Origin of the sequence: Gilliamella sp. ESL0232 (genome assembly GCF_013346885.1) — a bacterium.
Taxonomy (GTDB): Bacteria; Pseudomonadota; Gammaproteobacteria; order Enterobacterales; family Orbaceae; genus Gilliamella; species Gilliamella bombi.
The window spans coordinates 74,765-97,561 of sequence record NZ_JAAEDW010000004.1; the positions used below are offsets into that span (position 1 = coordinate 74,765).

A 22,797-nucleotide genomic window follows, 5' to 3' on the forward strand; every position below is an offset into this window, starting at 1 on the left:
CCTTTATTCAAATTCGTGCCATGAATGCCCATCTTTAGTGATTAAGGCAACGGATGCGACTGGTCCCCAAGTTCCGGCTTGGTAGGTTTTTGGGGCATCATTTTCTGATTCCCATGCACTAATAATTGAATCAACCCATTTCCATGCAGCTTCAACTTCATCACGATGAACAAATAATGCTTGGCGACCACGCATAACTTCAAGTAATAAACGCTCATAAGCATCAGCACTTTGTTGGTGAAAAGTTTCGCTGAAACTTAAGTCAAGTTTAGTGGTTTGTAAATTATGATTACTATCCAACCCTGGTACTTTATTTAGGATTTCAATATCCATACCTTCATCAGGTTGTAAACGAATCGTCAATTTATTTTGTGGCAATTCTGGATAAAATTCACTAAATAAATTAAGCGGTAATGGTTTGAAATAAACTACAACTTCAGAACATTTACTTGGTAAGCGCTTACCAGTGCGTAAATAAAAAGGAACACCTGCCCAGCGCCAGTTATCAATATCAACTCGAATTGCAACAAATGTTTCGGTATTACTTTTTGGGTTTGCGCCATCTTCTTCTAAATATCCCGGCACATTAACACCATTAACAAAACCTGCTGTATATTGCCCTCGAACTACTTTTTCACGAATATTGGATTTGTTAATTGGTCTAAGCGCATTAAGTACAGCTATCTTTTCATTACGCAAACTATCATCTTCAAGATTAGCAGGTGGGGACATGGCAATCATGGTTAATATTTGTAATAAATGGTTTTGTACCATATCACGCATTTGACCGGCTTTATCAAAATATCCCCAACGGCCTTCAATACCTACTTGTTCAGCTACCGTAATTTCAACATGATCAATTGAATTACGATCCCAAAATGACGCAAACACTGTATTAGCAAATCGTAAGGCTAATAGGTTTAATACTGATTCTTTACCTAAGTAATGATCAATACGATAAACTTGCGACTCACTAAAGAATTTAGCCACCGAATCATTGATTTCACGAGATGACTTGAGATCTGTTCCAAGTGGTTTTTCCATCACAATGCGGTTTTGCGATTGATTTAATCCTGCAGCAGCTAAACCTTGACAAATAGTCCCAAAAGCACCCGGGTGCATTGCAAAATAGAAAATAGCTGGATGATTCAAATCAAGTTTATTTTTCAATCCTTCAAAACCAGCACTATCATTAACATCTAGCTTATGAAAGTCCAATCGTTGGCTAAATCGTTGCCAAATATTATCGTCTAACGGTTCTGGCATAAACGAGATTAGTGCTTCTTTTGCTACCTCACAATAAGCGGCATGATCCCAATCAGCGCGCCCTACGCCTAAAATCTTTGTTTGTTCAGGTAGCTTTCCGTACTTTTCTAATTGATATAAAGACGGTAATAATTTACGTCTTGTCAAATCCCCTTTAGCACCAAAAATAACTAAATCGCAAGCTGGGATATCAGACATGGTTTTCTCCTACGATGGTATAATGTAATTATTCTATTATGTTGAATGGTTGGTGTACACCCGATTAATAGGATAAATCATAGTAATAGGCATTATCCTTTGTTTACTCTAAAACAAAAAGGCCACCTCTGGGTGACCTTTTGCTTGAAACAAGTTATTGGGTAATTTCCCAATAAGCAAATTATGCTCGTACAAAATCCATATGAACTAATTTTGGTTTAAATGCATGACGTTGTACTGCTTGCACTTTTACTTTAACTGCTTTTCCGTCAACTTCAATAGTTAACACTTCAGAATAAAATTCTGGTTTTTCTTGCATATTAAAAACTTGGTTGTGATCAAGCACAACAGAGATTGCAGGTTCAGTTCCACCATAAATAATGGCTGGGAATTTACCAGCGTGACGCAGGCGGCGGCTCGCACCCTTACCATGCTCTTTTCTAACTTCAGCTTTGAATGTAAACATATTAATTTCTCTTAATTATTTAAAATAGAAACCAATTACAGGCGACCCAGTAATTGGCTATCAAACTAGTACTTTAAAAAGCGTTGGAGATTATAAAGTGTTATCCCTCTAAACGCAATCAATTAATCATATTACAAATCAGTAAAATATTGATTACGTATATGGAATATTATATGCACACTTAGATCAATTCTATTTTAAAACCATAAGTTGATTTTTTATTCGGTAATAACTTTAATGGTTTTGTGATACAACCTGCTTCGACACAAACCATAGATTTATACTCACCATCACCAAAATCTCCCATTGATTTAGCTTTATTTATCCATGGATTCCAAGTAACAACATCACTTACATTAGTATTGGTTAATTGAATTGTTCGAGTGCCATCAGTAACAGTGATTTGATTACTTGCATTGGTATAAATACGATCGACCTCTTGATTAAATGTCAATTGGCCTACAGTCGCTGGTTTGTTTTCAGCAGCAAGTCGTTCTTGATAAGCTTCACCTAAACCTTTGACTACAACACTATCAATATTATCAACTCCAAAATAAGTATGTAGAGCACTAGTTACATCAAAGTCTGCTGAGCAGCTTAAAGAAACTTCACAAGTTTTACCTAGATGAAGATTTAATGATACCGAGAAAGGTTTGCTACAATAAGATTCTGTCTGCGGATTATTAGTGAGCGATAAAACAAGGGTAACGCCTTGCTCGTCCTCTTTACATGAATCTAATGTCCATTCGACAATGCGTGCAAAACCATGAGAAGGATTGCCTAACTGACCAAACCAAGGCCAACAAACAGGCACTCCACCTCGAATAGCTACACCTTTTTTAAAATTTGTTTTGTTACTCAGCCAAACAACTGGTGTTTGTTCAGTAGATGGTTGCCAAAATAATAAGTGTGCACCTTGTAATGCAACAGCAGCACAACAAGTGCTATGATTAATAACTAAAATTGGCAGTTCACCATAAATTGATTGTTTAATTGATGGGCTTAAGGATACACCTGATAAGCTACTCTCTAAAATCTCTTTATATATACTCATATTTACTCCTAAATAATAAATTTAACAACTTATTGATAATTGTATACTTCTTAAGTTAATAATAAAAACATAATAGATGCAAAAGCATTTTTTAAAGAATTGGAGTAAAATAAAGCACTATAAATAGTGAAACAACACTCTAATTGTTTTTGTCAAAAAGTTTCAGGTAACACTACGTTTATGTATAAAATCCCATTAAGTTTATATATCCATATGCCATGGTGCGTACAAAAATGTCCCTATTGCGATTTTAATTCACATACCATAAAAAAAACGCCAAATTATGAATCTTATGTAGAGCATTTGCTTAAAGACCTACAAAACGATACTATTTTCTGTTCAAACCGCTCAATTCATTCAATCTTTATTGGTGGAGGTACACCTAGTCTATTTTCAGCCGAGTTGATTGATAAATTATTATCAAATATAAATAAGATCATCCCTATACATAAGGATGCTGAAATCACCATTGAAGCTAACCCAAATTCTGTTGATATAGAAAGATTTAATGGCTATCAGCAAGCGGGTATAAACCGAATATCAATTGGCGTGCAAAGTTTTCAGACCGATAAACTTGTTAAATTAGGACGGGTACACGATCCCAAAGAAGCAATCACAGCCGGAAAACTTGCCAAAACATTAGATTTAAGAAGTTTTAATTTAGATTTAATGCATGGTTTGCCAAATCAAAGTATTGATGATGCTCTATATGACCTAAAACAAGCCATTGCTATTGCACCACCGCATTTATCTTGGTATCAATTAACGATTGAGCCAAATACGCTATTTGGTTCAAAACCACCTGTTTTACCTGATGATGATAAACTTTGGGAAATTTATCAACAAGGTAATCAATTATTAACTAAAAGTGGTTACCAACAATATGAAACCTCTGCTTATGCTAAAGAAGGATTACAATGCCAACATAATTTAAATTATTGGCGATTTGGAGACTATTTAGGCATTGGATGTGGCGCTCATGGTAAATTAACGCAACCTGATGGGAAAATTATTCGTACTATAAAAACTCGTCACCCAAAAGGGTATTTAGAGGGACGTTATTTAGATAAATATTATACAGTTCCAAAAGAGGAATTGCCTTTTGAATTTTTTATGAATCGTTTTAGACTTTTTGAACCAACACCTAAACATGAATTTGAACAACGGACTTATTTACCTTTACACTCAGTTGAAAAACAAATAGCGATTGCCATTGAAAAGAACTATTTAATTGAGGATAAACAAAACTGGCTGGTAACTGATCATGGCAAGTTATTCTTGAATTCGTTATTAGAGATGTTTTTATAGATAACATTTTGAAATACCTATATTTATCTAAAAAAACTTATCCTTTACGTTTATTTAACATGATAGATACGAACTATTTAATCAATTATTCACATATCTTTACAGACTTTCTTCAAAAAAAAGTACATACTATGTCTCGACAATGCATTATTTCATTGTTTTCCTATTCCTTATGTTTTCCCAATAACTTTTGTTATTGGGTTTTTTTTGCCTATAATTCCGATAATCACATTAATTTTAATAACTATTCAATTGAAGTATGAAAAAGGAAATGTTTTAGTTCAGCTAATGTAGAAGTTCCTTCCATCGGACCCTTTTTAGATACGGCTAAAGCACCACTAGCATTAGCATATTGCAAAGCTTGTTCAACAGAGTAACCTGCTAACATTAAACTGACAAATGTTGCTCCGAAACAATCTCCCGCACCGGTTGGATCTATCGAGATGACCTTGTATCCATCAACATGAAGTTTTTGTAAATGACCTTGTTCATCAAGTCCATAATATTTAGCTCCTTTAGCCCCCCCTTTTACCACAATATGTTTAATACCTTTTTTAAGCAACTTAAACATGGTTTGTTGTTCATTTTCATTATTGTTAATAAAATAGCTAACTTCGCTTTCACTAGGTAAAAATATATCGGTATACTCCATAATATAATCGAAAGATTGTTCCATTTCTGGTATATCAAACATTTCTTTGCGTAGATTAGGATCAAATGAAATTGTACCACCTTTACTTTTGATGATATCCAATGCTTTTCTCATAGCATCAATCACACGAAATGAATAAAGCGATGACCCCATTACATGCAAATGAGTACAATCTCTTAATAAGTTTTCATTAATATGGTTAAACGAAAGTAAACCACATGCACTATTTGGAATGTTAAAAATAAAATCTCTTTCATTAGAACCTTTATAAGTAACAAATGCACTACCTGTATTGGCCTTATTATGTGGAGTAATACCATCAATGATGACACCATCACTTTTAAGGCGATGGATGCACATTTTTCCAAAAATATCTTTTCCTACACAACTAAAAAAAACAACAGGAAAACCTAATTTTGCAACTTGATCTGCAAATATTGCAGGGGCGCCACTAACAAAAGGACCGATAAACTCCCCAGCTTGATCGAAACGCTGATTTTGTTCTTTTGCTAAAAACTCAACTAGCAGTTCGCCTATCGTGCAGATTTTAAAACGCATATTATGTCTCCAATTTGTTTTGATAAGTTACACAATATTTATTTGAAATAAGCTGCTCAAAATTAGCATCTAATAATTGTTGATGATACTCGGTTACAGCAGATCTTGATAACATCACCATATCAATATCAACTAAAGTTCCAATACTATTATCATTATTATGAATAATACGTTGCGGTAATATGCCAATTGTATGTGCTGCTTTTTTCATTATTTGTTGATAAATTCTAACCTGTTCTAAACTTTCAATAATCAATTGATTATCAGTATTGATTGAACTTAATTCGATAACAAAATGCGATATAGAAAATTGGTTCAAAATAAAATTGATCATTTTGTTATCTAACAAAAGATTCCCTTCCAGTATGGCTCCACCAACAAGCACTACTTCAGCATCGGTAAACTCTTTCGCTAATTGTGCATTGCTAATGTCATTCATAATAAGTATTAATGATTTTTTGCAATGTAAAAACGGAATCAACTTTCTTATCAAATTTCCATGGCTTAAAAACAATATATCGCCATCACTAATATAACTTAAACAGGTTTTAACTAATTCAATATCACAACTATTACTTTGTATATAACTTGGTGTATTAACACTTAGCTGATTAAACACACCTTCAGGGGTAACATAAATTGCACCACCAAAAGAACGCTTTAAATATCCTTGCTGCTCTAAATAAGTTAAATCTTGACGAATAGTCACATTTGAGACCTGAAGCAATTCAGATAATTCATCAACTTTAACTTCACCTTGCTTACGAACAATTTCTGCAATTTGTAATCGTCGTTTTAATAAACCTGAAGATGCTCTAGCCAATTTTATTTCCTACGCCATAGATAAAAATTAAGGATAGTGATAATAGAATTAATCATATATTAGGTCAACATCAAACTATGATTAGAATTTTATCTTATAAATCATACCATTAATAATTAGCATTTTTTATCCCACAGCGTTTTACATATACATGTTAACTATCAAAACGAAAATTTATCAATCTTTTTTATTTCGTTTTAAAAGTAATGTTAATTTTTGTGATCTAACTCACGCGATTATTACTAGCTTAACTTTCGTTTTGAAATCATAATTAATGAAAATAATTTTCAAAACAAAAGTTATTAACATAATACAAAGTGAATTAGATTATTAAGGAGAAGTTATATGACTATTATTTCAAGTAACAACATGCTAAAAAAGGCTCAAAAAGAACATTATGCTGTGCCTGCCTTTAATATCCATAACTTAGAAACTATGCAGGTCGTTGTTGAAACAGCAACAGAATTACAATCGCCCGTTATTTTGGCTGGTACACCTGGTACATACAGTTATGCAGAAACAGAAAATATACTTGCTATAGCAAATGCTTTATCAAAAAAGCATAACATTCCATTAGCTGTCCATTTAGATCATCACGAAGAATATAACGATATCACCAGTAAAATTAATGCAGGAGTAAGATCGGTCATGATTGATGGCTCCCATTTTCCATATGAAGAAAATATCGCCATTGTCAAACAAGTAGTTGAATATGCTCACCGTTACGATGTTAGTGTTGAAGCTGAATTAGGTCGCCTTGGTGGCGTTGAAGATGATTTAATCGTTAATGATAAAGATGCTTTATATACTAATCCAAAACAAGCTTTAGATTTTATTGAAAAAACAGGAATTGACTCCCTCGCTATCGCCATTGGTACAGCACATGGTCTTTATAAATCAGAGCCAAAACTGGATTTTGATCGTTTATCAGAAATTCGCTCAATGGTTGATATTCCTCTCGTACTACATGGCGCTTCGGGTGTTCCAGAGAAAGACGTGCGTGAGTGTATTAAGCGTGGAATTTGTAAAGTAAATGTTGCGACAGAATTAAAAATTGCATTTTCAGATGCATTAAAACAATACTTTATTGAACATCCCGATGCCAATGATCCCCGCCATTATATGAAACCTGCAAAAGCAGCAATGAAAGACATTGTCAAAAAAATTATTACAACATGTGGATGTGCAGGCAAATTATAGAGGCCAAGATGATGATCTATACATTAACACTTAACACTGCAATCGATATGAATATTCATTGTCAAGGGCTTACCCCTAATGCAGTTAATCGAACCTCTCATACTGAATATAGCCCGAATGGCAAAGGAGTCAATGTTTCAATCGTATTGCATAAATTTGATAGCCCTACTTGTGCATTAGGATTCTTTGGTGGATTTTCTGGTAAATATATTATTGATGAACTAACGAAAATACAGGTCAAGACAAAACCCTGTTTTATTGATGATATCACGCGTATTAATGTTTTTATCAGTGATAATGAAAACGAATATAAATTAGTCAGTAAAGGTCCGTTTATACCTAATGATAAAAAAACAGAAATGCTAACTATTATTGAATCACTGGTTAACAATAGTTATTTAGTCATCAGTGGTAGCTTGCCAAATAATATTGAATCTGAATATTACGAGGCTATTTTAAATTTATGCAACAAAAAAAATATTCAAGTTATCCTTGATATTAGTCACCCCAAATTAGGTGATTTACTCTCCTATAAACCACTATTAATTAAACCTAATGATGATGAAGTAAAAGAGATTTTTGGCTTTGAAACGAAAACAAAATCACAAGTCATTGCTGCACTAGAAAATATTCATGCGCAAGGAGCGAGAAATATTTTATTAACCATGGGAGCTAAAGGGCTTTACTTTTCTAATGGGACAAATATTTGGTTTTGCAATGCTGTAAAAATCAAATTAATTAGCTCGGCTTGTGCCGGTGATGCGTCACTAGCAGCTTTTCTTAGTGAATGGCTACCTGAACAACAACATATTGAAAAAGCCATAAAAAAGGCATCAGCAACAGGCGCTAACGTTGCAGAATCAGACGGATTAGGTTTACTAAATAAAATCAATATTTATATGGATCAACTTGAAGTTACCCTAATCAAGTAAAGGAGATTGTTATGAAAAAAATATTAGCCGTTACAGGCTGCCCAACCGGTATCGCACATACTTATATGGCTGAAGAGGCCTTAAAATCAGCGGCCCAAAAGGCTGGAGCCGAAATAAAAGTGGAAACCAATGGTGCTGGTGGTATTGATAACGCCATTACTGATGCTGATATTGTCAATGCAATTGGCGTTATTATTGCAGCAGATAAAGATGTCAATCCAGATCGCTTTAATGGTTTACCCGTGCTTGAAGTACCGGTTAAAGACGGTATACATAAGGCTGCAGCACTAATCGAAAAAATTATGTCAGGTACAGTTCCTGTTCGTAAAGGCGCACAAAATAGCACTAATAACACAGTTTCATCAAGCCAAGTAGAAGTAAAAGAATCGATTGGACGCCAAATCTATAAGCACTTAATGAGTGGTGTGTCAAACATGCTACCATTTGTTGTCGCTGGTGGAGTACTAATTGCTTTATCATTTTTATGGGGAATCTATTCAGCCGACCCTAATAATGCCCAATATAATGAATTTGCTGCATTGTTAATGAAAATAGGTGGGCAAGCATTTGGCATAATGGTACCAATCTTTACTGGGTTTATTGCCTATTCAATAGGTGGAAAACCTGGTATGGTGGCTGGTTTTGTTGGTGGCTTAATTGCCAACATTACCGGTGCAGGATTCTTAGGCGGAATTATAGCTGGCTTTGCAGCAGGCTATTTAATGCTTTATGTCAAAAAAATGTTAGATGGATTACCCCGTTCATTTGAAGGACTTAAATCGATTTTTATTATGCCATTAATTGGTGTATTTGTTATCGGTGCAGGTATGTTTTTACTTGGTGGTCCAATTGCAAGTATTAATAATGGAATGAAATCTTTCCTTGAATCATTACAATCTGCAAATCCTGTTTTACTCGGTATTGTTATTGGAGCAATGTGTTCGTTTGACTTTGGTGGTCCTGTTAATAAAGCAGCGTATGTTACTGGCACTATGTTGTTAGGTGAAGGAAATTTCTATTTCATGGCAGGTGTGTCTGCTGCTTGTATAGTACCACCCTTTGTTATTGCATTCTCTACCACTATTTTCCGCAGCAAAGCTTTCACAGAAGAAGAACGTGCTGCTGGACTTGTTAACTATGTTTTAGGTTCGACACATATTACAGAAGGTGCAATCCCATTTGCGGCTAAGGATCCTTTGCGAGTAATTCCAATTATGATGTTATCTTCTGCAATTGCATCAGTATTGACATTCATATGTCAAATTCAAGTTCCAGCGCCACATGGAGGATTTTTAGTTCTGCCATTAGTTAATAAACCATTTTTATGGGTAGTCTGTATCTTCGTAGGAGCACTAGTTGGCGCTATTTTATTAGGTTTAGTACGTATTCATCAAAATCGACAATTAGTTGCCAAAAAATCAGTTTAATCAATCAAGAAATATACCGATTTATTTCGGTATATTCATTTTAGTAAGGAATAGAAATGAGCACATTAAATTTGACAGTACATGATATTTCAATCGTAACTGGATCCTATTCTAAAAAAGAAGCAATTAAAGATGTATCAGAAAAGATGATCCAAGCTAAGTTAGTCAAAGATGACTATACCCAAGCAATGTTTGATCGTGATAAACAAATTTCGACTTTTTTAGGTAACGGAATCGCCATTCCACACGGCACAACGGAAAAACGTGATAGTGTTATCCAAACTGGAATCAAAATCATATATTATCCTGAAGGAATCAATTGGGACGAAGATAATAATATAGCTTATGTTGTCATTGGTATTGCTGCAAAAACCAATGAACATTTAGATATTTTACGTCAACTAACCCGAGCAGTGATTGCTGAAGATACGCTAACACGAATTCACGCAGTTAAAACTCCGGAGGATTTATTAGCAATTCTTCAAGGTAATTAAAAGATCTTGAGTTTGTAATAAAAAGAAAAGGCATAAAAATGTTGTTATGATATAATCTCGATAAAATCTATTAATAACAAAGCATTATGCCTATAAAATATTAATAGGCGCCTACTTAAAAAAGCTACAAAAATACATTATTTTAAAAGCATATTTAATATAACGTAATGGGAATAATATTGCCTTTTCAGAATCAGAACGACAGCAGTTGATGGAGCTTAAATTCGTGGATGCCAAAATTATTGAAAGACTTGAAGATATGCACTTCGATTCTTTCGATAAATTGCGTAATGCTAGTTTAGATGAAATTCTTAACAAAAGTACGTTATTATCAGGTTCAACTTGTTGGAAAAACAGTCATCAAGCAAAAACGGTAATAAATCATATTTTGAGTTTAGCCAACAATACGTAATATTTCTTTTATGAGTGGTAAGTACATCCAACTTTTCAATTGAACAATGATAATCGTTTTTTTGATTTCTTATCTATTTTCAAGATATTTATACTGAAACGTATAGTTACCTGAAACTTTTTCACAAAAAGATAGCTGTCAATATATCCCAATTTATGTAAGGCATAGTTAATCATATTGAAAAATATAAAATGTATAATTGATTCAATATAGCTTGTTTAATCTAAAAATAACGGTATGCTTTTCGCTAACATTATCATTTTATATAAACTTTATTAATTAGTTTTTGCTCATTTAGTTGAAGTTTGGCAAAATAGACACCCTAGCTAGGCGATGATGATTGTCTTAAATGATTTGAATTTGTTAATAATAAATAAAAAGTAATATAAACATGTTATTGTTAAATAAAAGCAGGAACGGAATTAGGATGATTAGTCGAATTAAACAACCTACAAAAATATTATTCATCTTGAGTTGCCTAAGTGGTATAGCCATTTGTTCTGCACCTGCTTTTGCCGATGAAGAACAACAAATTTTACCGCAAACAATTTCACCTCAAACTGAGGAAGAAATCGATGTTAATATTCCTGTTCAATCATCTCAGGATAAACAAATTGATATCGTTATTCCTACTGAAAAACGTGAGGTAATTTACCACAAAACCATCTTTTCACTTTCAGGTCAACCAAAGTATCATGTTGACTTTCAACATGTTGATTATGTAAATCCTAATGCACCTAAAGGTGGAGTAATTAAACTGGCTGAAGTTGGCTCTTTTGATAATTTGAATCGCTATGCTAGCCGTGGAGCACCTGAGCGAAATTCGGGAGCGTTATATGACACGCTTTTTACCAATACGGCTGATGATATTACTAGTTTTTATCCACTTATTGCGACATCAATAACTTATTCTGATAGTTATCGTTGGGCTGAGGTTACTATTAATTCCAACGCTCGTTTTCAAGATGAGAAACCAATAACAGCCCATGATGTTGAGTTTACCTTTCACAAATTTATGACCGAAGGCGTGCCTCAGTATCGTGTTTATAATAAAGGCATTACAGTTAAGGCAATAGATGATCACCATGTGCGTGTTGATATTCCCGATTCCGATCGGGAAAAACTCTTTTCATTCGTTGGTAGTATGCGAGTTATGCCGAAACATTTTTGGAAAGATCATGATCTTTCTGAACCACTAACTACACCACCAGTTGGTAGTGGTCCATACTACATTAGCGAATATAAATTAGGGCAATATGTTGTTTATCGACGTAATCCGAATTATTGGGCACGTAATTTACCTATTAATAAAGGCTTAGATAATTTTGACGAAAAACGTATTGATTATTATATGGATGATAACGTTTCGCTAGAAGCCTTTAAAGCTGGCGAATATGATTTGCGTGCTGAAGATCAACCTAAAAACTGGTTTACTCAATATCAAGGTAGATATTTTGATTCTAACCATATTATTAAACAAGAAAAACCAGTTCAAACAGCTACCGACACTAGATGGCTTGCGTTTAATTTACAAAAAGATCTATTTAAAGATATTAAAGTTCGTGAAGCCATTACCTTGGCATTTGATTTTGAATGGCTAAATCATGCCTTTTATTATGACAGTTACAAAAGACCTTATAGTTTTTTTGAAAATACCATTTATGCCGCAATCGGCACACCTAGTGAGCAAGAATTAAAATGGCTTAATGCTTATAAAGATATTATTCCAAAGCGTGCTTTCGGCAATGCCTATTATGTGCCAAAAAGTGATGGTCAGGGTTTTAATCGTGATAATTTATTAAAGGCAGCAGAATTATTAAAACAAGCGGGCTGGGAAGTTAAAGACGGTAAGCTGATTAACACTAAAACACAGCAACCATTTGAATTTGAACTGATCAGTTACCTCGGTAGTGATATTAAATATGCCATTCCCTTTCAACAAAATTTAGCACGTTTGGGGATCACCATGAATATTACCTTGCTAGATTCAGCACAACAATTACGACGTGTTCGTGAACGTGATTATGATATGGTTGCACGTGATTATTATGCCGTAAATTACCCAAGCTCTAATTTGCTAGTGCTTTGGGGAAGCGAGTATCTTAACTCATCATGGAATGCTTCGGGTTTGCATAATAAGGCTATTGATGCCATTATTGCTGAAATCACCAAACATGTGGATAATCAAGAAGAGTTAGTCCCGCTAGGACGAGCGCTTGATCGGATTTTAACGCAAGAATATCCAATGATTCCAATGTGGTATAACAGTAAAACGTATTATGCATACTGGAATAAATTTGGGCAACCAGCTATACAACCTACTTATGCAATCGGAGTTGATAGTTGGTGGTATGATGCAAACAAAGCAGCTAGCCTACCTAAAAATCGGAAACATTAATATGATCAATTACCTTATTCGTCGACTGTTGCTGATTATTCCAACATTGTTTGTGATTTTAACTATCAACTTTTTTATTGTACAAGTTGCGCCAGGTGGACCCGTTGATCAGGCGCTTGCTATGATTGAAAACGGACCGCAAGCAGGGCAAGGGCTATTGCCTGGGAGTGGTGGCTCATCTACGCCAGTGCAGCAATATAAAAATGAATCAAATTATCGCGGTTCACGCGGTCTTGATCCCCAAGTTGTCGCAATGATAGAAAAGCAGTACGGCTTTGATAAACCGATATTTGAACGTTATATCGAAACACTAAAGAAATATATATTATTTGATTTTGGTAATAGTTTTTTTAAAAGTGAATCGGTACTAGGTTTAATTGCCAAAAGTTTACCTGTTTCAATTTCATTAGGATTATGGAGTACTTTGATTGTTTATCTAATTTCAATCCCGTTAGGCATTCGCAAAGCAGTGAAGGATGGCTCTGCATTTGATTTTTGGTCAAGTACCTTAATTATTATTGGCTATGCGATACCTGCTTTTTTATTGGCAGTTTTATTTATTGTATTATTTGCTGGCGGTAGTTATTGGGATATTTTTCCTCTACGTGGGCTAATATCGAACCATTTTGATCAACTCGATTTTTGGGGCAAAATAAAAGACTACGCATGGCATATCTGTTTACCCACTATTGCAATGGTCATTGGCGGTTTTGCATCACTCACCATGCTAACTAAAAATTCATTTTTAGATGAAATCCGCAAACAATATGTAATAACCGCACGTGCTAAAGGATTAAGTGAAAGAAAAATTTTATATAAACATGTTTTTCGCAATGCAACATTACTGATTGTATCGGGCTTTCCTGCAGCTTTTGTTGGTATTTTATTTACTGGTTCATTATTGATTGAAATTATCTTTTCGCTTAATGGACTTGGGCTATTGGGATATGAGGCAATTATACAACGTGATTACCCTGTGATTTTTGGTTCATTGTATATTTTTACATTAATCAGCCTTATTACTAAATTATTATCTGATTTATCTTATATGATGATTGACCCACGTATTGACTTTGAGGCTCGCAACTAATGACCACCCATTACTCTATTAATCAACAGCGTTGGCAACGATTTAAACAGAATCGTCGTGGTTATTATTCACTTTGGTTATTTATGATCTGTTTTGTGATTAGCTTATTTGCTGATTTTATTGTTAACGATAGACCAATTTTTATTAAATATCAGGATAATTACTATTCGCCGATTTTTCATTTTTATCCAGAAACGGAATTTGGTGGACAATTAGCCACGCAAACCAACTTTCTTGATCCTGCTGTACAAAATAAAATAGAAGCTAATGGCTGGATTTTATGGGCGCCATTTCGTTATAGCTACAATACATTAATTTATGATACATCAAACGCGTTTCCAACGCCGCCTTCGGCATCACATTGGTTAGGCACCACCGATGCAGGTTTCGATGTATTAGCCAATATTTTATATGGTTTTCGCATATCTATGTTTTTTGCGATTTTCTTGACGATTTTCACTTCAATTATTGGTGTCATTTTTGGGGCTATACAAGGCTATTATGGAGGTAAAATTGATCTAATCGGTCAACGTTTCATAGAAATATGGAGTGGGTTACCAGAGCTATTTGTTATTATTCTGTTAGCCAGTATTTTACCGCTTAATTTTTGGTGGTTATTAGGTATTACCGTATTATTTGGTTGGATGGCTTTAGTAGGTGTTGTGCGTACTGAATTTTTGCGTACTCGCAATTTTGATTATATTCGTGCAGCTAAAGCAATGGGAGTTAGTGATACTAAAATTATGTTTCGTCATATCTTGCCTAATGCCATGGTGGCAACATTAACCTTTTTACCTTTTATACTTTGTGGCTCGATAACAACACTAACAGCGCTAGATTTTTTAGGTTTTGGTTTACCGATTGATTCGCCATCACTAGGACGATTATTACTACAAGGTAAAAACAATCTACAAGCTCCTTGGCTTGGCATCAGTTCATTTTTAGTTATTGCAACTTTACTGTCACTGCTTATTTTTATTGGTGAAGCAGTAAGAGATGCATTTGATCCAAACAAAGGAGTGTATTAATGAGTTCTCCTTTATTATCCATTCAGGATTTAAGTGTTGCATTTAAACGTGGTACGCATTTACTATCGCAAGTAGTAAGTAATGTTAGTTTTGATATTAATGAGCAAGAAACACTTGCTTTAGTGGGAGAGTCAGGCTCAGGGAAAAGCATTACCGCATTATCAATTTTACGACTACTACGTAAAGAACAAGTGGTATACCCTACTGGTGATATTTTGTTTGAAGGAAAATCATTATTACATGCGCCAGATAAAGAACTTCGTAAAGTTCGTGGCAATGAAATTAGCATGATCTTCCAAGAACCGATGGTGTCATTAAATCCTCTACATACAGTTGAAAAGCAACTTTATGAAGTGCTTGCATTACATCGAGGAATGAAGCGTAATCAAGCTCGTGGCGAAATTTTACAATACCTTGATCGTGTAGGCATTAAGGAACCAAAAAGTAAATTATCAGCTTATCCTCATCAACTATCTGGTGGCGAAAGGCAGCGAGTAATGATTGCTATGGCAATATTAACGCATCCAAAGTTACTTATTGCTGACGAACCGACAACAGCACTAGATGTATCTGTACAGGCACAAATTATTCAGTTACTAAAAGAGTTAAAGAAAGAACTCAATATGAGTATGCTTTTTATTTCGCATAACCTTGGTATTGTTAAAAAGCTTGCTGATAAAGTGGCTGTTATGCAACAGGGCCAAATTATTGAATACAATAATAAACAGCGTGTCTTTTTACGTCCACAGCATGAATATACTCAAACACTATTGAATTCAGAGCCAAAAGGTGAACCTGTACCATTGCCCGATTCACCTGGAATATTACTTAATGTTAATCACCTTAATGTTGAAGTCATTACCAAAAAACGTTTATTTAGCAGCCAAAAGAAGAAAATTATCAACAATATTGGGTTTGCTGTACACCAAGGTGAAACGGTTGGCATTGTAGGTGAGTCAGGATCGGGTAAAAGCACTACAGCACTAGCTATTTTACGATTGATTAAATCACAGGGCAAAATTGTATTTGACAGCCATCCGATACAAAATTTGACTGGTAAAAAATTATTACCATTTCGAAGCCGTATCCAAGTAGTATTTCAAGATCCGTTCTCTTCGCTTAATCCTCGCCTCAATGTTGAGCAAATTATTAGTGAAGGATTAATGACTCATAAAAAATTAAACAAAGTTCAGCGTGAACAAGCAGTAATCGATATTATGCAAGAAGTTGGGCTTGATCCAGATATGCGTTATCGCTATCCGATCGAGTTTTCTGGAGGGCAACGTCAACGAATAGCTATTGCTAGAGCTTTAATTTTACAGCCTGAATTATTGATTTTAGACGAACCTACTTCATCGTTGGATCATACTATTCAAAAACAAATTATTAATTTACTGAAATCATTGCAAGAAAAGCATCAGCTTAGTTATTTGTTTATTAGCCATGATTTAGCGTTGGTTTACACTATGTGTCACCAAGTGGTTGTTATGAAAGATGGTAGTATTATTGAGCAAGGCTCACGTGAGAAGATCTTCTATTCTCCTGAAGATGAATATACAAAAGCATTACTTTCATTTTTAGATAAGCCACCTCGAAAGAAAAGTAACACTATGATACATAAAGATAAAATTGACAAAACAGAGCAATTTACTCATAAGGATGAATCTCAACAAGATCTACAGCGAGATAAGAAAAAAGATAGAGAGGTCAGTTGGGAAGATGCCTTGTTAATGCGTAGAAAATAAATATGCAACGCAATAATTTAACAATGGTTTATAATATAAACCATTGTTAATAAGTCAATATATCAATCTATTTAGCAGGTTTATTATGCAAAAACGAATACTACCTTTTTTATTAACCCCTTGCTTATCAATAATTCCAATAAATGCCATGGCGATAACCTGTAGTGATAATCCTATTCAGAATATAGTTGAGGCAAATAACTATATCTTTCAAATCCTCGATTATATTGACTCACCAGTAAGAAATATTAAACAAGAGATTCGGACTTCAACTACCAAATTGGGAGCGGATGCTAACAGCTCTACAGCTAAGCACGAACTAGAATATGCTTCTAACGGACTTATCACACAAAGCCATTATGATCTTTATTCAGATAAAAATACCCGTATTTACTCGGAACACCTACAGAAAAATAAATCTGGTTGGGAAAATATCATTGAAGATGTAGAAGATAAAACTAACAGCATTATCCAATTTAATACCGATGAACAAGGCAAAATTGTCGTATCACAGCAAACTAAAAAAGCTACCGATTTTGTCTTTTTTGAAACAGATAATTATGTATACGACAGTAATAATTGTCTTATCAATAAAAATGTACAATGGCAGCTTAAAGAAACTGATGAGAATGGTAACTATACAGGTAAAGAACAAAAAGGGGGTTCAATTTATACATTTGGATATCAAGAGCAACAGCTAGCCAAAGTGTTGTATCAATTTAGTAATAATATGAAAAATGAGAGTGATTTTTCGTATCAATATGATAATGGTCATCATCGATTAACAACCATTGAAGCTACTTATATGTCATCAGGCAAAGAAGCGGCTCATTATGTAACTAATTTTTCAACCTTTAATGAAAAAAACGATTGGCTAACAGCAATTAAAATTAAAAATAATAACGGTGGTAAACAGACAACTATTACCCGCGAACTTACTTATTATTAGTCTTTAAAATACACAAAACGTGATTTGATTGATAACGTTTTGTGTATTTTTGCCGTTGTTCTTACAATTCAAAAAAATATCTCTTACATTCGAATAAACAATATATAAATAGCATGTAATGTCCATGCTAATGCTAATCCAAACGTCAGTAATTTTTCACGTTTAGGATAGATTTTACGCTCGTGTAAAATGGATAAAATTTGTTGTAATCCACACCAGATAGGTAATGAAATCATCAAAAATAAAAAAACTTTACCAATTTCTTTATTGGCTATTTTAAGAATATAAGAACGTGTTATTGCATCGCCAAAAGGAATAATAAATGCCAAAATGACAAGCACAACTGGTAAAAAAATTGCAGCCCATGTACCGCCTAAAGCAAATAATCCTTTTATGACTTTTCCATCAGTATTTTTAACTTGAATTTGTTGATTTTTCATTAATTCAATACCACTCACTTCAATACAAATAAAAATAAAAAAATCGAAACAGTTAGCATCACCATCCACAGTCCCGCAATCAGTAATAATGCGTTAGATTTTTTATTAAATATTGTGCAAGGTAAAGCTTTGGGTATTAAATTAAACCAAACTATTGAATGGTAAACACTAATAAATAATGCAATACAATTAAGCACCACAATAAAAGGGCTACGCAAAAAGAAGATAAAACGGTAAAACTCATCTTGTCCAACAGTGTTAGTGTACATACATATTACGCCATACATTAAAACTAAACTTACCCAAATCATCGAAAAAGGAACTAATTTATGCATAATTGAAATTATAAAAGAGCGTTTTACATCGGTTTGAGTCGTATCAAGGCAATTATTGGTATTTTGTTGATTCATAAATCTCTCTTGGTAGCATTGTGTTTTATGCTAGTAATAGTTTGGTAGTTTTTTACTTGGTTATTACAAGTGTTAATCTGCTTTATCTTGCTAACTTATAACAATTCATAATATAACCTTTCAATACAGCAATACTATAAAAAAGTACGTCTAATTTTAGTGAGTAGTCATGCTTGGATAAAAAAGAAAGCCCAATATAAAGTAAGTATCAGAATTATCATTGCTATATTACTTATATTTTTAATAATGCATAGCAAGGTAAATCCATCTAACTAAGGCGATCGAAAATATAAATATAATAAACCTAGTGGAGCAAGTAACCAAGCAAAACCAAAACACAGCGCCATTGTCCATATTTTTACTATTAAGAACAATTCTGTTCGTACAATAAATAAATTATCCCCAACTATGTAATTCACAACACCTTCATAAACAAATCTAGAATATGGATATAATCCCCATTGTATTAAAATACATACACCTAAATATATACTTTCAGGATTTTTAAACTTAAATATGATTAAACAAAAAAGCGGTACAACAAATATTAAACAAAATAGATATTGTCGTATCAAATAACCTAGAGTTAATGCCCCAAATGTTTTTTTTAGAAAATTAGCCATAAAACCCATTCTTAATATTTATCTTTTATTGTACTTTGATTTAAGAGATCATTTTTATAATTTTTAAATTCCAGAATCATACAAACCAGCCATATTTTTATAAATTAAAAATAATAATATTATATCGTTTTTGAATAATGCTTTAATTTGCTTCGGGTTTATTTTAACAAGGTATTTTTATAATGCAAATTAATGAAATTATAAAAGGGCCTTTACATCGGTTTTAGTGGTATCAAGGCAATTATTGTTACTTTATTGTCATAAGTGTTAATTTGCTCTATGTCGTTATTCTAAAAGCAAATCATAAAGAGTTTTAATATATCATATGCTAAACAAAAGTACGCCAAAAACAACATTAATGTGATCTCTGTTTTATTGATATATAGGATCTTTATTAACACAAATGAAAACAATAAAATCAATTATATATCCAAATTTTTATCAATTATTTGTAAAAAAGAATTGAGCTATTCACACTTCATGATTGAAATAATCCTCTAAAAACATCATAAGATGTTTCACCTGAAATTGCTTTATATAATTTAACCGTATTATCAAATTAATATTAACAATTAATTGTTTTTATTTATTAAGCTATTTTTTCCTGATTGAGAAAAATAACGCATATGATTCATTGCTTCTTGAATATATTGATAATTTGGCACTTCATCAACTTCACGATTATGTAAATCCATATAATGACTAATACCTAATCGATTAACAAGATAAATATTATCAGATGTTCTCACCGCATAAGAACTATAATTAGACATCAAAAGCCAGTTACGGTCAGTTATAGGATTAAATAAATCATAACCTGTCGAATAATCACTTATATCATTTTTCACATATAAATAATGTTTCATTAGGGTTGGAACGACATCTTCATGGCTTGTTATTTTTGTACTATTATTTTTAAGGCTCTCTAATTCTTTACCACCAATAATAATAAAAGGCACCTTTGTTTGTGCATCTGTGTAATTACCATTATGCCCCCAAAATCCTAATTTATTATCATTCATCTCTTGAGCATGATCACCTGTAATAATCAATATTGTATTATCTAACGAACCTGATTCTACAAGCTCATCATAAATATTTTGTAGTAAATAATCATCATAATAAACACTTTGCTTGTAACGATTAAAAATAGGCAAAGGATCGGTGTCATTACTCAATGTCATATAATTAAGATCACCAACAGGTTTGAATTTCACCGAAAAATCGTCAGGAAAGTCATAAGCATGAGGAGCATCATAAAATAAAAAAGAAAATGTCGGTCTAGATGTATCTCGTAGTTTATACCATGCAAGCCAATCATCAGTAATTTGTTTATCTCGATTAGATGCCGAACCATCTTTACTACTAATTCTTAAATTTTTAATGGTAACAAAGGCTGTTCGATCAAATTCTGGAGCAGTCACTTTAGCTGACGTAAAAATCCCAATATTATAGTTTTCTTTCTGTAGTGTTGTGATAAAGAGTGAAGGAACACTATTTCGTAAAAATGAATCCCAATAAGTACCAGGAATACCATAAAACAAACCAAAAATACCTGTACGTGTTGCATTACCAGTTGAATAATGGTTATCAAAAATGACCCCATTATTCTGCTTAACAAAACGAAATGTATTAGGCGAAATTTCTTCACTAAACGTATCATATCGCCAAGAATCCAAAACAATAAACATGATATTTTTAGTTTTTTTATTTTCTGGATTAATCACCAAAGGATTTTTCGGGTAATCAACACTAGCATTACTATTATCTTTGTTATACACGACTTTTCGTTGCCCTTTTTCGTCAAAAAAATTCATGATTTTTTTCGACGTAAATGGTCGATAAAGTGGAATATATTCTTTCACTACCATAAGAGGCGAATAAGCATAATAAAATGCAATCATGTGCACAACATGACTAATTAAAAATGAACTAAAAAGAAATATTGTTGATAATAAAACAATTCTTGAATTTTTATGCAATGAAGTTAATTTGTTATTGAGCAAGTAAAGAATAAAATGCTCGGTGCAAAATACAACAACAATAAGCGTAAACATTAAAAAATAGGTAATTATCGAAAAATCGACAACCTGTCCAGACAAAACCATGGATAAGACAGATTGATTTACGTGAAATCGATACTGTTGAAATACAATAGTATCGATATATAATCCAATTTGAATAAAGCTAAATATTGCAGCTAAAATAATATTGCGAATAGCTTGTTTAAACCATAAAAGAGGTATACAAACAACCAAAAGTAATAAATAAGCCGAGAAAAAATGCCCCAATACAGCAAATATTGAAAATGCCACACTCGGCCAATTAAATGATGCCTCGGGGACAAGAAAAAAACGAATTGATAGTATTGAGGAAATAAATAGATTAATTAAGGCAAAATAGTATAATTTTTTCATAGTGTTAAGTAAGTTATTAATTCATTATAATAAGAATTTTACTGTATTTTATATTGAAACATAGTCTTTCCTGAAACTTTTTAACAAACTAGCACTAAAAAAATACGATTCTAATAAAATTTTAATAAAAAAGGCTCAATTTAGAGCCCTATTAGTTGAATGAAATACAGTTATCGACGATCTGCAAAAATTCTTAACAACATAATGAATAAGTTAATAAAATCAAGATAAAGGGTTAGTGCACCTAAAATAACAAATCGCCTAAACATATTAGGATCATCCTGCGATAATTGATCGCCTAACTCTTTCAGTTTTTGTGTATCATAAGCTGTTAATCCAGCAAAAACAAATACACCAATATACGTAATAGCCCACATTAATGGCTGGCTTTGCATGAAGATATTAACGAGAGAAGCAATTACAACACCTACTAATCCCATAAATAAAAAGCGTCCAAAACCAGACAAATCACGTTTAGTGGTATAACCATAAAGAGCCAAAGCTGCAAACATTCCAGCAGTAATAAAAAATACACTTGCTATTGATGATGAAGTATAAACAATAAAATAAATCGAAAATGTGCAACCATTTAAAACCGAATAAAGCATGAATAATGTTGTCGCAACAGCTCCAGAGAGACGATTAATCAATCCAGAAATGGCAAAAACTAAAGCAAATTCAGCAATAAGCAATACCCACATACCTTGATATAAAACGTTCAAAAGCTCATAGTTATTGGATGCAAACCAAGCAACCAGAGCTGTTAATAGTAATCCGACGGTCATCCAACCATAAACATGACTCATGTATGTTTGCACGCGATTACTAGATTGTTCAATAATCGAACCATTAGGTGAATAATTTCTCATTAATTACCTCTCGTTAAAAAAGAATGACATAACTTAAT

At 33.1% G+C, this 22,797-nt stretch carries 20 protein-coding genes and 1 pseudogene; 11 read left to right on the plus strand and 10 right to left on the minus strand.

The annotated features are described in order from the left end of the window. Positions 1-3: 3 nt before the first annotated feature. The 3 genes from zwf to GYW75_RS05785 all read right to left on the minus strand — a co-directional run bounded on the left by zwf (position 4) and on the right by GYW75_RS05785 (position 2,984). Positions 4-1,464: a glucose-6-phosphate dehydrogenase gene (zwf, locus tag GYW75_RS05775; RefSeq protein ID WP_065590363.1), complete on the minus strand. Its 1,461-nt coding sequence runs from the start codon at positions 1,462-1,464 to the stop codon at positions 4-6. Positions 1,465-1,645: 181 nt separating this feature from the next. Beyond that, positions 1,646-1,930, minus strand: a complete 285-nt coding sequence (rplY, locus tag GYW75_RS05780; RefSeq protein ID WP_065560399.1) for a 50S ribosomal protein L25 — start codon at positions 1,928-1,930, stop codon at positions 1,646-1,648. Positions 1,931-2,111: 181 nt separating this feature from the next. After that, complete coding sequence (locus GYW75_RS05785) at positions 2,112-2,984, minus strand: D-hexose-6-phosphate mutarotase (RefSeq protein ID WP_174798743.1); 873 nt, start codon at positions 2,982-2,984, stop codon at positions 2,112-2,114. A gap of 180 nt (positions 2,985-3,164) precedes the next feature. On the opposite strand from GYW75_RS05785, the gene hemW reads away from it, so the two are divergent. Then, the gene (hemW, locus tag GYW75_RS05790) at positions 3,165-4,292 is read left to right on the plus strand and encodes a radical SAM family heme chaperone HemW (RefSeq protein WP_174798744.1); all 1,128 of its coding nucleotides are present in this window, start codon (positions 3,165-3,167) and stop codon (positions 4,290-4,292) included. Between the two features lie 244 nt (positions 4,293-4,536). Here hemW and GYW75_RS05795 read toward each other — a convergent pair whose 3' ends face one another. Beyond that, positions 4,537-5,502, minus strand: coding sequence for a sugar kinase (locus tag GYW75_RS05795; protein WP_174798745.1), 966 nt, complete (start codon positions 5,500-5,502; stop codon positions 4,537-4,539). A gap of 1 nt (position 5,503) precedes the next feature. After that, a complete protein-coding gene (locus tag GYW75_RS05800; protein WP_085165617.1) occupies positions 5,504-6,325 on the minus strand; it encodes a DeoR/GlpR family DNA-binding transcription regulator in 822 nt (273 codons plus the stop codon). Positions 6,326-6,670: 345 nt separating this feature from the next. Between GYW75_RS05800 and GYW75_RS05805 the strand changes: the two genes are divergently transcribed. The 10 genes and pseudogenes from GYW75_RS05805 (at position 6,671) to GYW75_RS05850 (ending at position 18,000) form a co-directional block, all read left to right on the plus strand. Next, positions 6,671-7,525, plus strand: a complete 855-nt coding sequence (locus tag GYW75_RS05805; protein ID WP_174798746.1) for a tagatose bisphosphate family class II aldolase — start codon at positions 6,671-6,673, stop codon at positions 7,523-7,525. Positions 7,526-7,536: 11 nt separating this feature from the next. Next, positions 7,537-8,457, plus strand: coding sequence for a 1-phosphofructokinase (pfkB, locus tag GYW75_RS05810; protein ID WP_174798817.1), 921 nt, complete (start codon positions 7,537-7,539; stop codon positions 8,455-8,457). Between the two features lie 11 nt (positions 8,458-8,468). Further along, positions 8,469-9,884: a PTS fructose transporter subunit IIC gene (locus GYW75_RS05815; protein WP_174798747.1), complete on the plus strand. Its 1,416-nt coding sequence runs from the start codon at positions 8,469-8,471 to the stop codon at positions 9,882-9,884. A gap of 56 nt (positions 9,885-9,940) precedes the next feature. Then, positions 9,941-10,378, plus strand: a complete 438-nt coding sequence (locus GYW75_RS05820) for a PTS sugar transporter subunit IIA (RefSeq protein WP_174798748.1) — start codon at positions 9,941-9,943, stop codon at positions 10,376-10,378. Positions 10,379-10,604: 226 nt separating this feature from the next. After that, on the plus strand, positions 10,605-10,790 hold the full coding sequence (locus tag GYW75_RS05825) for a hypothetical protein (RefSeq protein ID WP_208610474.1): 186 nt from the start codon (positions 10,605-10,607) through the stop codon (positions 10,788-10,790). Positions 10,791-11,217: 427 nt separating this feature from the next. Continuing rightward, positions 11,218-13,188 (plus strand): extracellular solute-binding protein, encoded by a 1,971-nt coding sequence (locus tag GYW75_RS05830; RefSeq protein ID WP_174798749.1) that lies wholly within the window; start codon positions 11,218-11,220, stop codon positions 13,186-13,188. 1 nt (position 13,189) lies between these two features. Beyond that, positions 13,190-14,278: a microcin C ABC transporter permease YejB gene (locus GYW75_RS05835; protein ID WP_034910220.1), complete on the plus strand. Its 1,089-nt coding sequence runs from the start codon at positions 13,190-13,192 to the stop codon at positions 14,276-14,278. Continuing rightward, complete coding sequence (locus tag GYW75_RS05840; protein ID WP_174798750.1) at positions 14,278-15,306, plus strand: ABC transporter permease; 1,029 nt, start codon at positions 14,278-14,280, stop codon at positions 15,304-15,306. Before GYW75_RS05835 ends, GYW75_RS05840 begins: the two co-directional genes overlap by 1 nt. Further along, positions 15,306-16,889 (plus strand): annotated as a pseudogene (gene yejF / locus GYW75_RS05845) (microcin C ABC transporter ATP-binding protein YejF); the annotation flags it as partial. The gene GYW75_RS05840 and the pseudogene yejF, both read left to right, overlap by 1 nt. A gap of 247 nt (positions 16,890-17,136) precedes the next feature. Continuing rightward, complete coding sequence (locus tag GYW75_RS05850) at positions 17,137-18,000, plus strand: hypothetical protein (RefSeq protein WP_174798752.1); 864 nt, start codon at positions 17,137-17,139, stop codon at positions 17,998-18,000. 83 nt (positions 18,001-18,083) lie between these two features. Here the strand turns inward: GYW75_RS05850 and frdD are convergent, their stop codons facing one another. From frdD to GYW75_RS05875, 5 genes are all read right to left on the minus strand, one after another. Then, positions 18,084-18,440 carry a fumarate reductase subunit FrdD gene (gene frdD / locus GYW75_RS05855; RefSeq protein ID WP_065560802.1) on the minus strand — a complete coding sequence of 119 codons (357 nt, stop codon included), beginning with the start codon at positions 18,438-18,440 and terminating at the stop codon, positions 18,084-18,086. Positions 18,441-18,454: 14 nt separating this feature from the next. Further along, the gene (locus GYW75_RS05860; RefSeq protein WP_051634141.1) at positions 18,455-18,850 is read right to left on the minus strand and encodes a hypothetical protein; all 396 of its coding nucleotides are present in this window, start codon (positions 18,848-18,850) and stop codon (positions 18,455-18,457) included. Between the two features lie 272 nt (positions 18,851-19,122). Further along, positions 19,123-19,473, minus strand: coding sequence for a hypothetical protein (locus GYW75_RS05865; RefSeq protein ID WP_065590373.1), 351 nt, complete (start codon positions 19,471-19,473; stop codon positions 19,123-19,125). Between the two features lie 572 nt (positions 19,474-20,045). After that, on the minus strand, positions 20,046-21,890 hold the full coding sequence (locus GYW75_RS05870; protein ID WP_174798753.1) for a sulfatase-like hydrolase/transferase: 1,845 nt from the start codon (positions 21,888-21,890) through the stop codon (positions 20,046-20,048). 170 nt (positions 21,891-22,060) lie between these two features. Further along, positions 22,061-22,759 (minus strand): Bax inhibitor-1/YccA family protein, encoded by a 699-nt coding sequence (locus GYW75_RS05875; protein WP_174798754.1) that lies wholly within the window; start codon positions 22,757-22,759, stop codon positions 22,061-22,063. Positions 22,760-22,797 lie beyond the last annotated feature (38 nt).

Coding starts and splice junctions, on each gene's coding strand:
- GYW75_RS05840 (WP_174798750.1), top strand. CDS start 14,278: ATGACCACCCATTACTCTATTAATCAACAGCGTTGGCAACGATTTAAA.
- GYW75_RS05805 (WP_174798746.1), top strand. CDS start 6,671: ATGACTATTATTTCAAGTAACAACATGCTAAAAAAGGCTCAAAAAGAA.
- GYW75_RS05820 (WP_174798748.1), top strand. CDS start 9,941: ATGAGCACATTAAATTTGACAGTACATGATATTTCAATCGTAACTGGA.
- frdD (WP_065560802.1), bottom strand. CDS start 18,440: ATGAAAAATCAACAAATTCAAGTTAAAAATACTGATGGAAAAGTCATA.
- rplY (WP_065560399.1), bottom strand. CDS start 1,930: ATGTTTACATTCAAAGCTGAAGTTAGAAAAGAGCATGGTAAGGGTGCG.
- GYW75_RS05795 (WP_174798745.1), bottom strand. CDS start 5,502: ATGCGTTTTAAAATCTGCACGATAGGCGAACTGCTAGTTGAGTTTTTA.
- GYW75_RS05835 (WP_034910220.1), top strand. CDS start 13,190: ATGATCAATTACCTTATTCGTCGACTGTTGCTGATTATTCCAACATTG.
- GYW75_RS05850 (WP_174798752.1), top strand. CDS start 17,137: ATGCAAAAACGAATACTACCTTTTTTATTAACCCCTTGCTTATCAATA.
- GYW75_RS05865 (WP_065590373.1), bottom strand. CDS start 19,473: ATGGCTAATTTTCTAAAAAAAACATTTGGGGCATTAACTCTAGGTTAT.
- GYW75_RS05830 (WP_174798749.1), top strand. CDS start 11,218: ATGATTAGTCGAATTAAACAACCTACAAAAATATTATTCATCTTGAGT.
- zwf (WP_065590363.1), bottom strand. CDS start 1,464: ATGTCTGATATCCCAGCTTGCGATTTAGTTATTTTTGGTGCTAAAGGG.
- pfkB (WP_174798817.1), top strand. CDS start 7,537: ATGATCTATACATTAACACTTAACACTGCAATCGATATGAATATTCAT.
- GYW75_RS05870 (WP_174798753.1), bottom strand. CDS start 21,890: ATGAAAAAATTATACTATTTTGCCTTAATTAATCTATTTATTTCCTCA.
- GYW75_RS05815 (WP_174798747.1), top strand. CDS start 8,469: ATGAAAAAAATATTAGCCGTTACAGGCTGCCCAACCGGTATCGCACAT.
- GYW75_RS05785 (WP_174798743.1), bottom strand. CDS start 2,984: ATGAGTATATATAAAGAGATTTTAGAGAGTAGCTTATCAGGTGTATCC.
- GYW75_RS05860 (WP_051634141.1), bottom strand. CDS start 18,850: ATGAATCAACAAAATACCAATAATTGCCTTGATACGACTCAAACCGAT.
- hemW (WP_174798744.1), top strand. CDS start 3,165: ATGTATAAAATCCCATTAAGTTTATATATCCATATGCCATGGTGCGTA.
- GYW75_RS05875 (WP_174798754.1), bottom strand. CDS start 22,759: ATGAGAAATTATTCACCTAATGGTTCGATTATTGAACAATCTAGTAAT.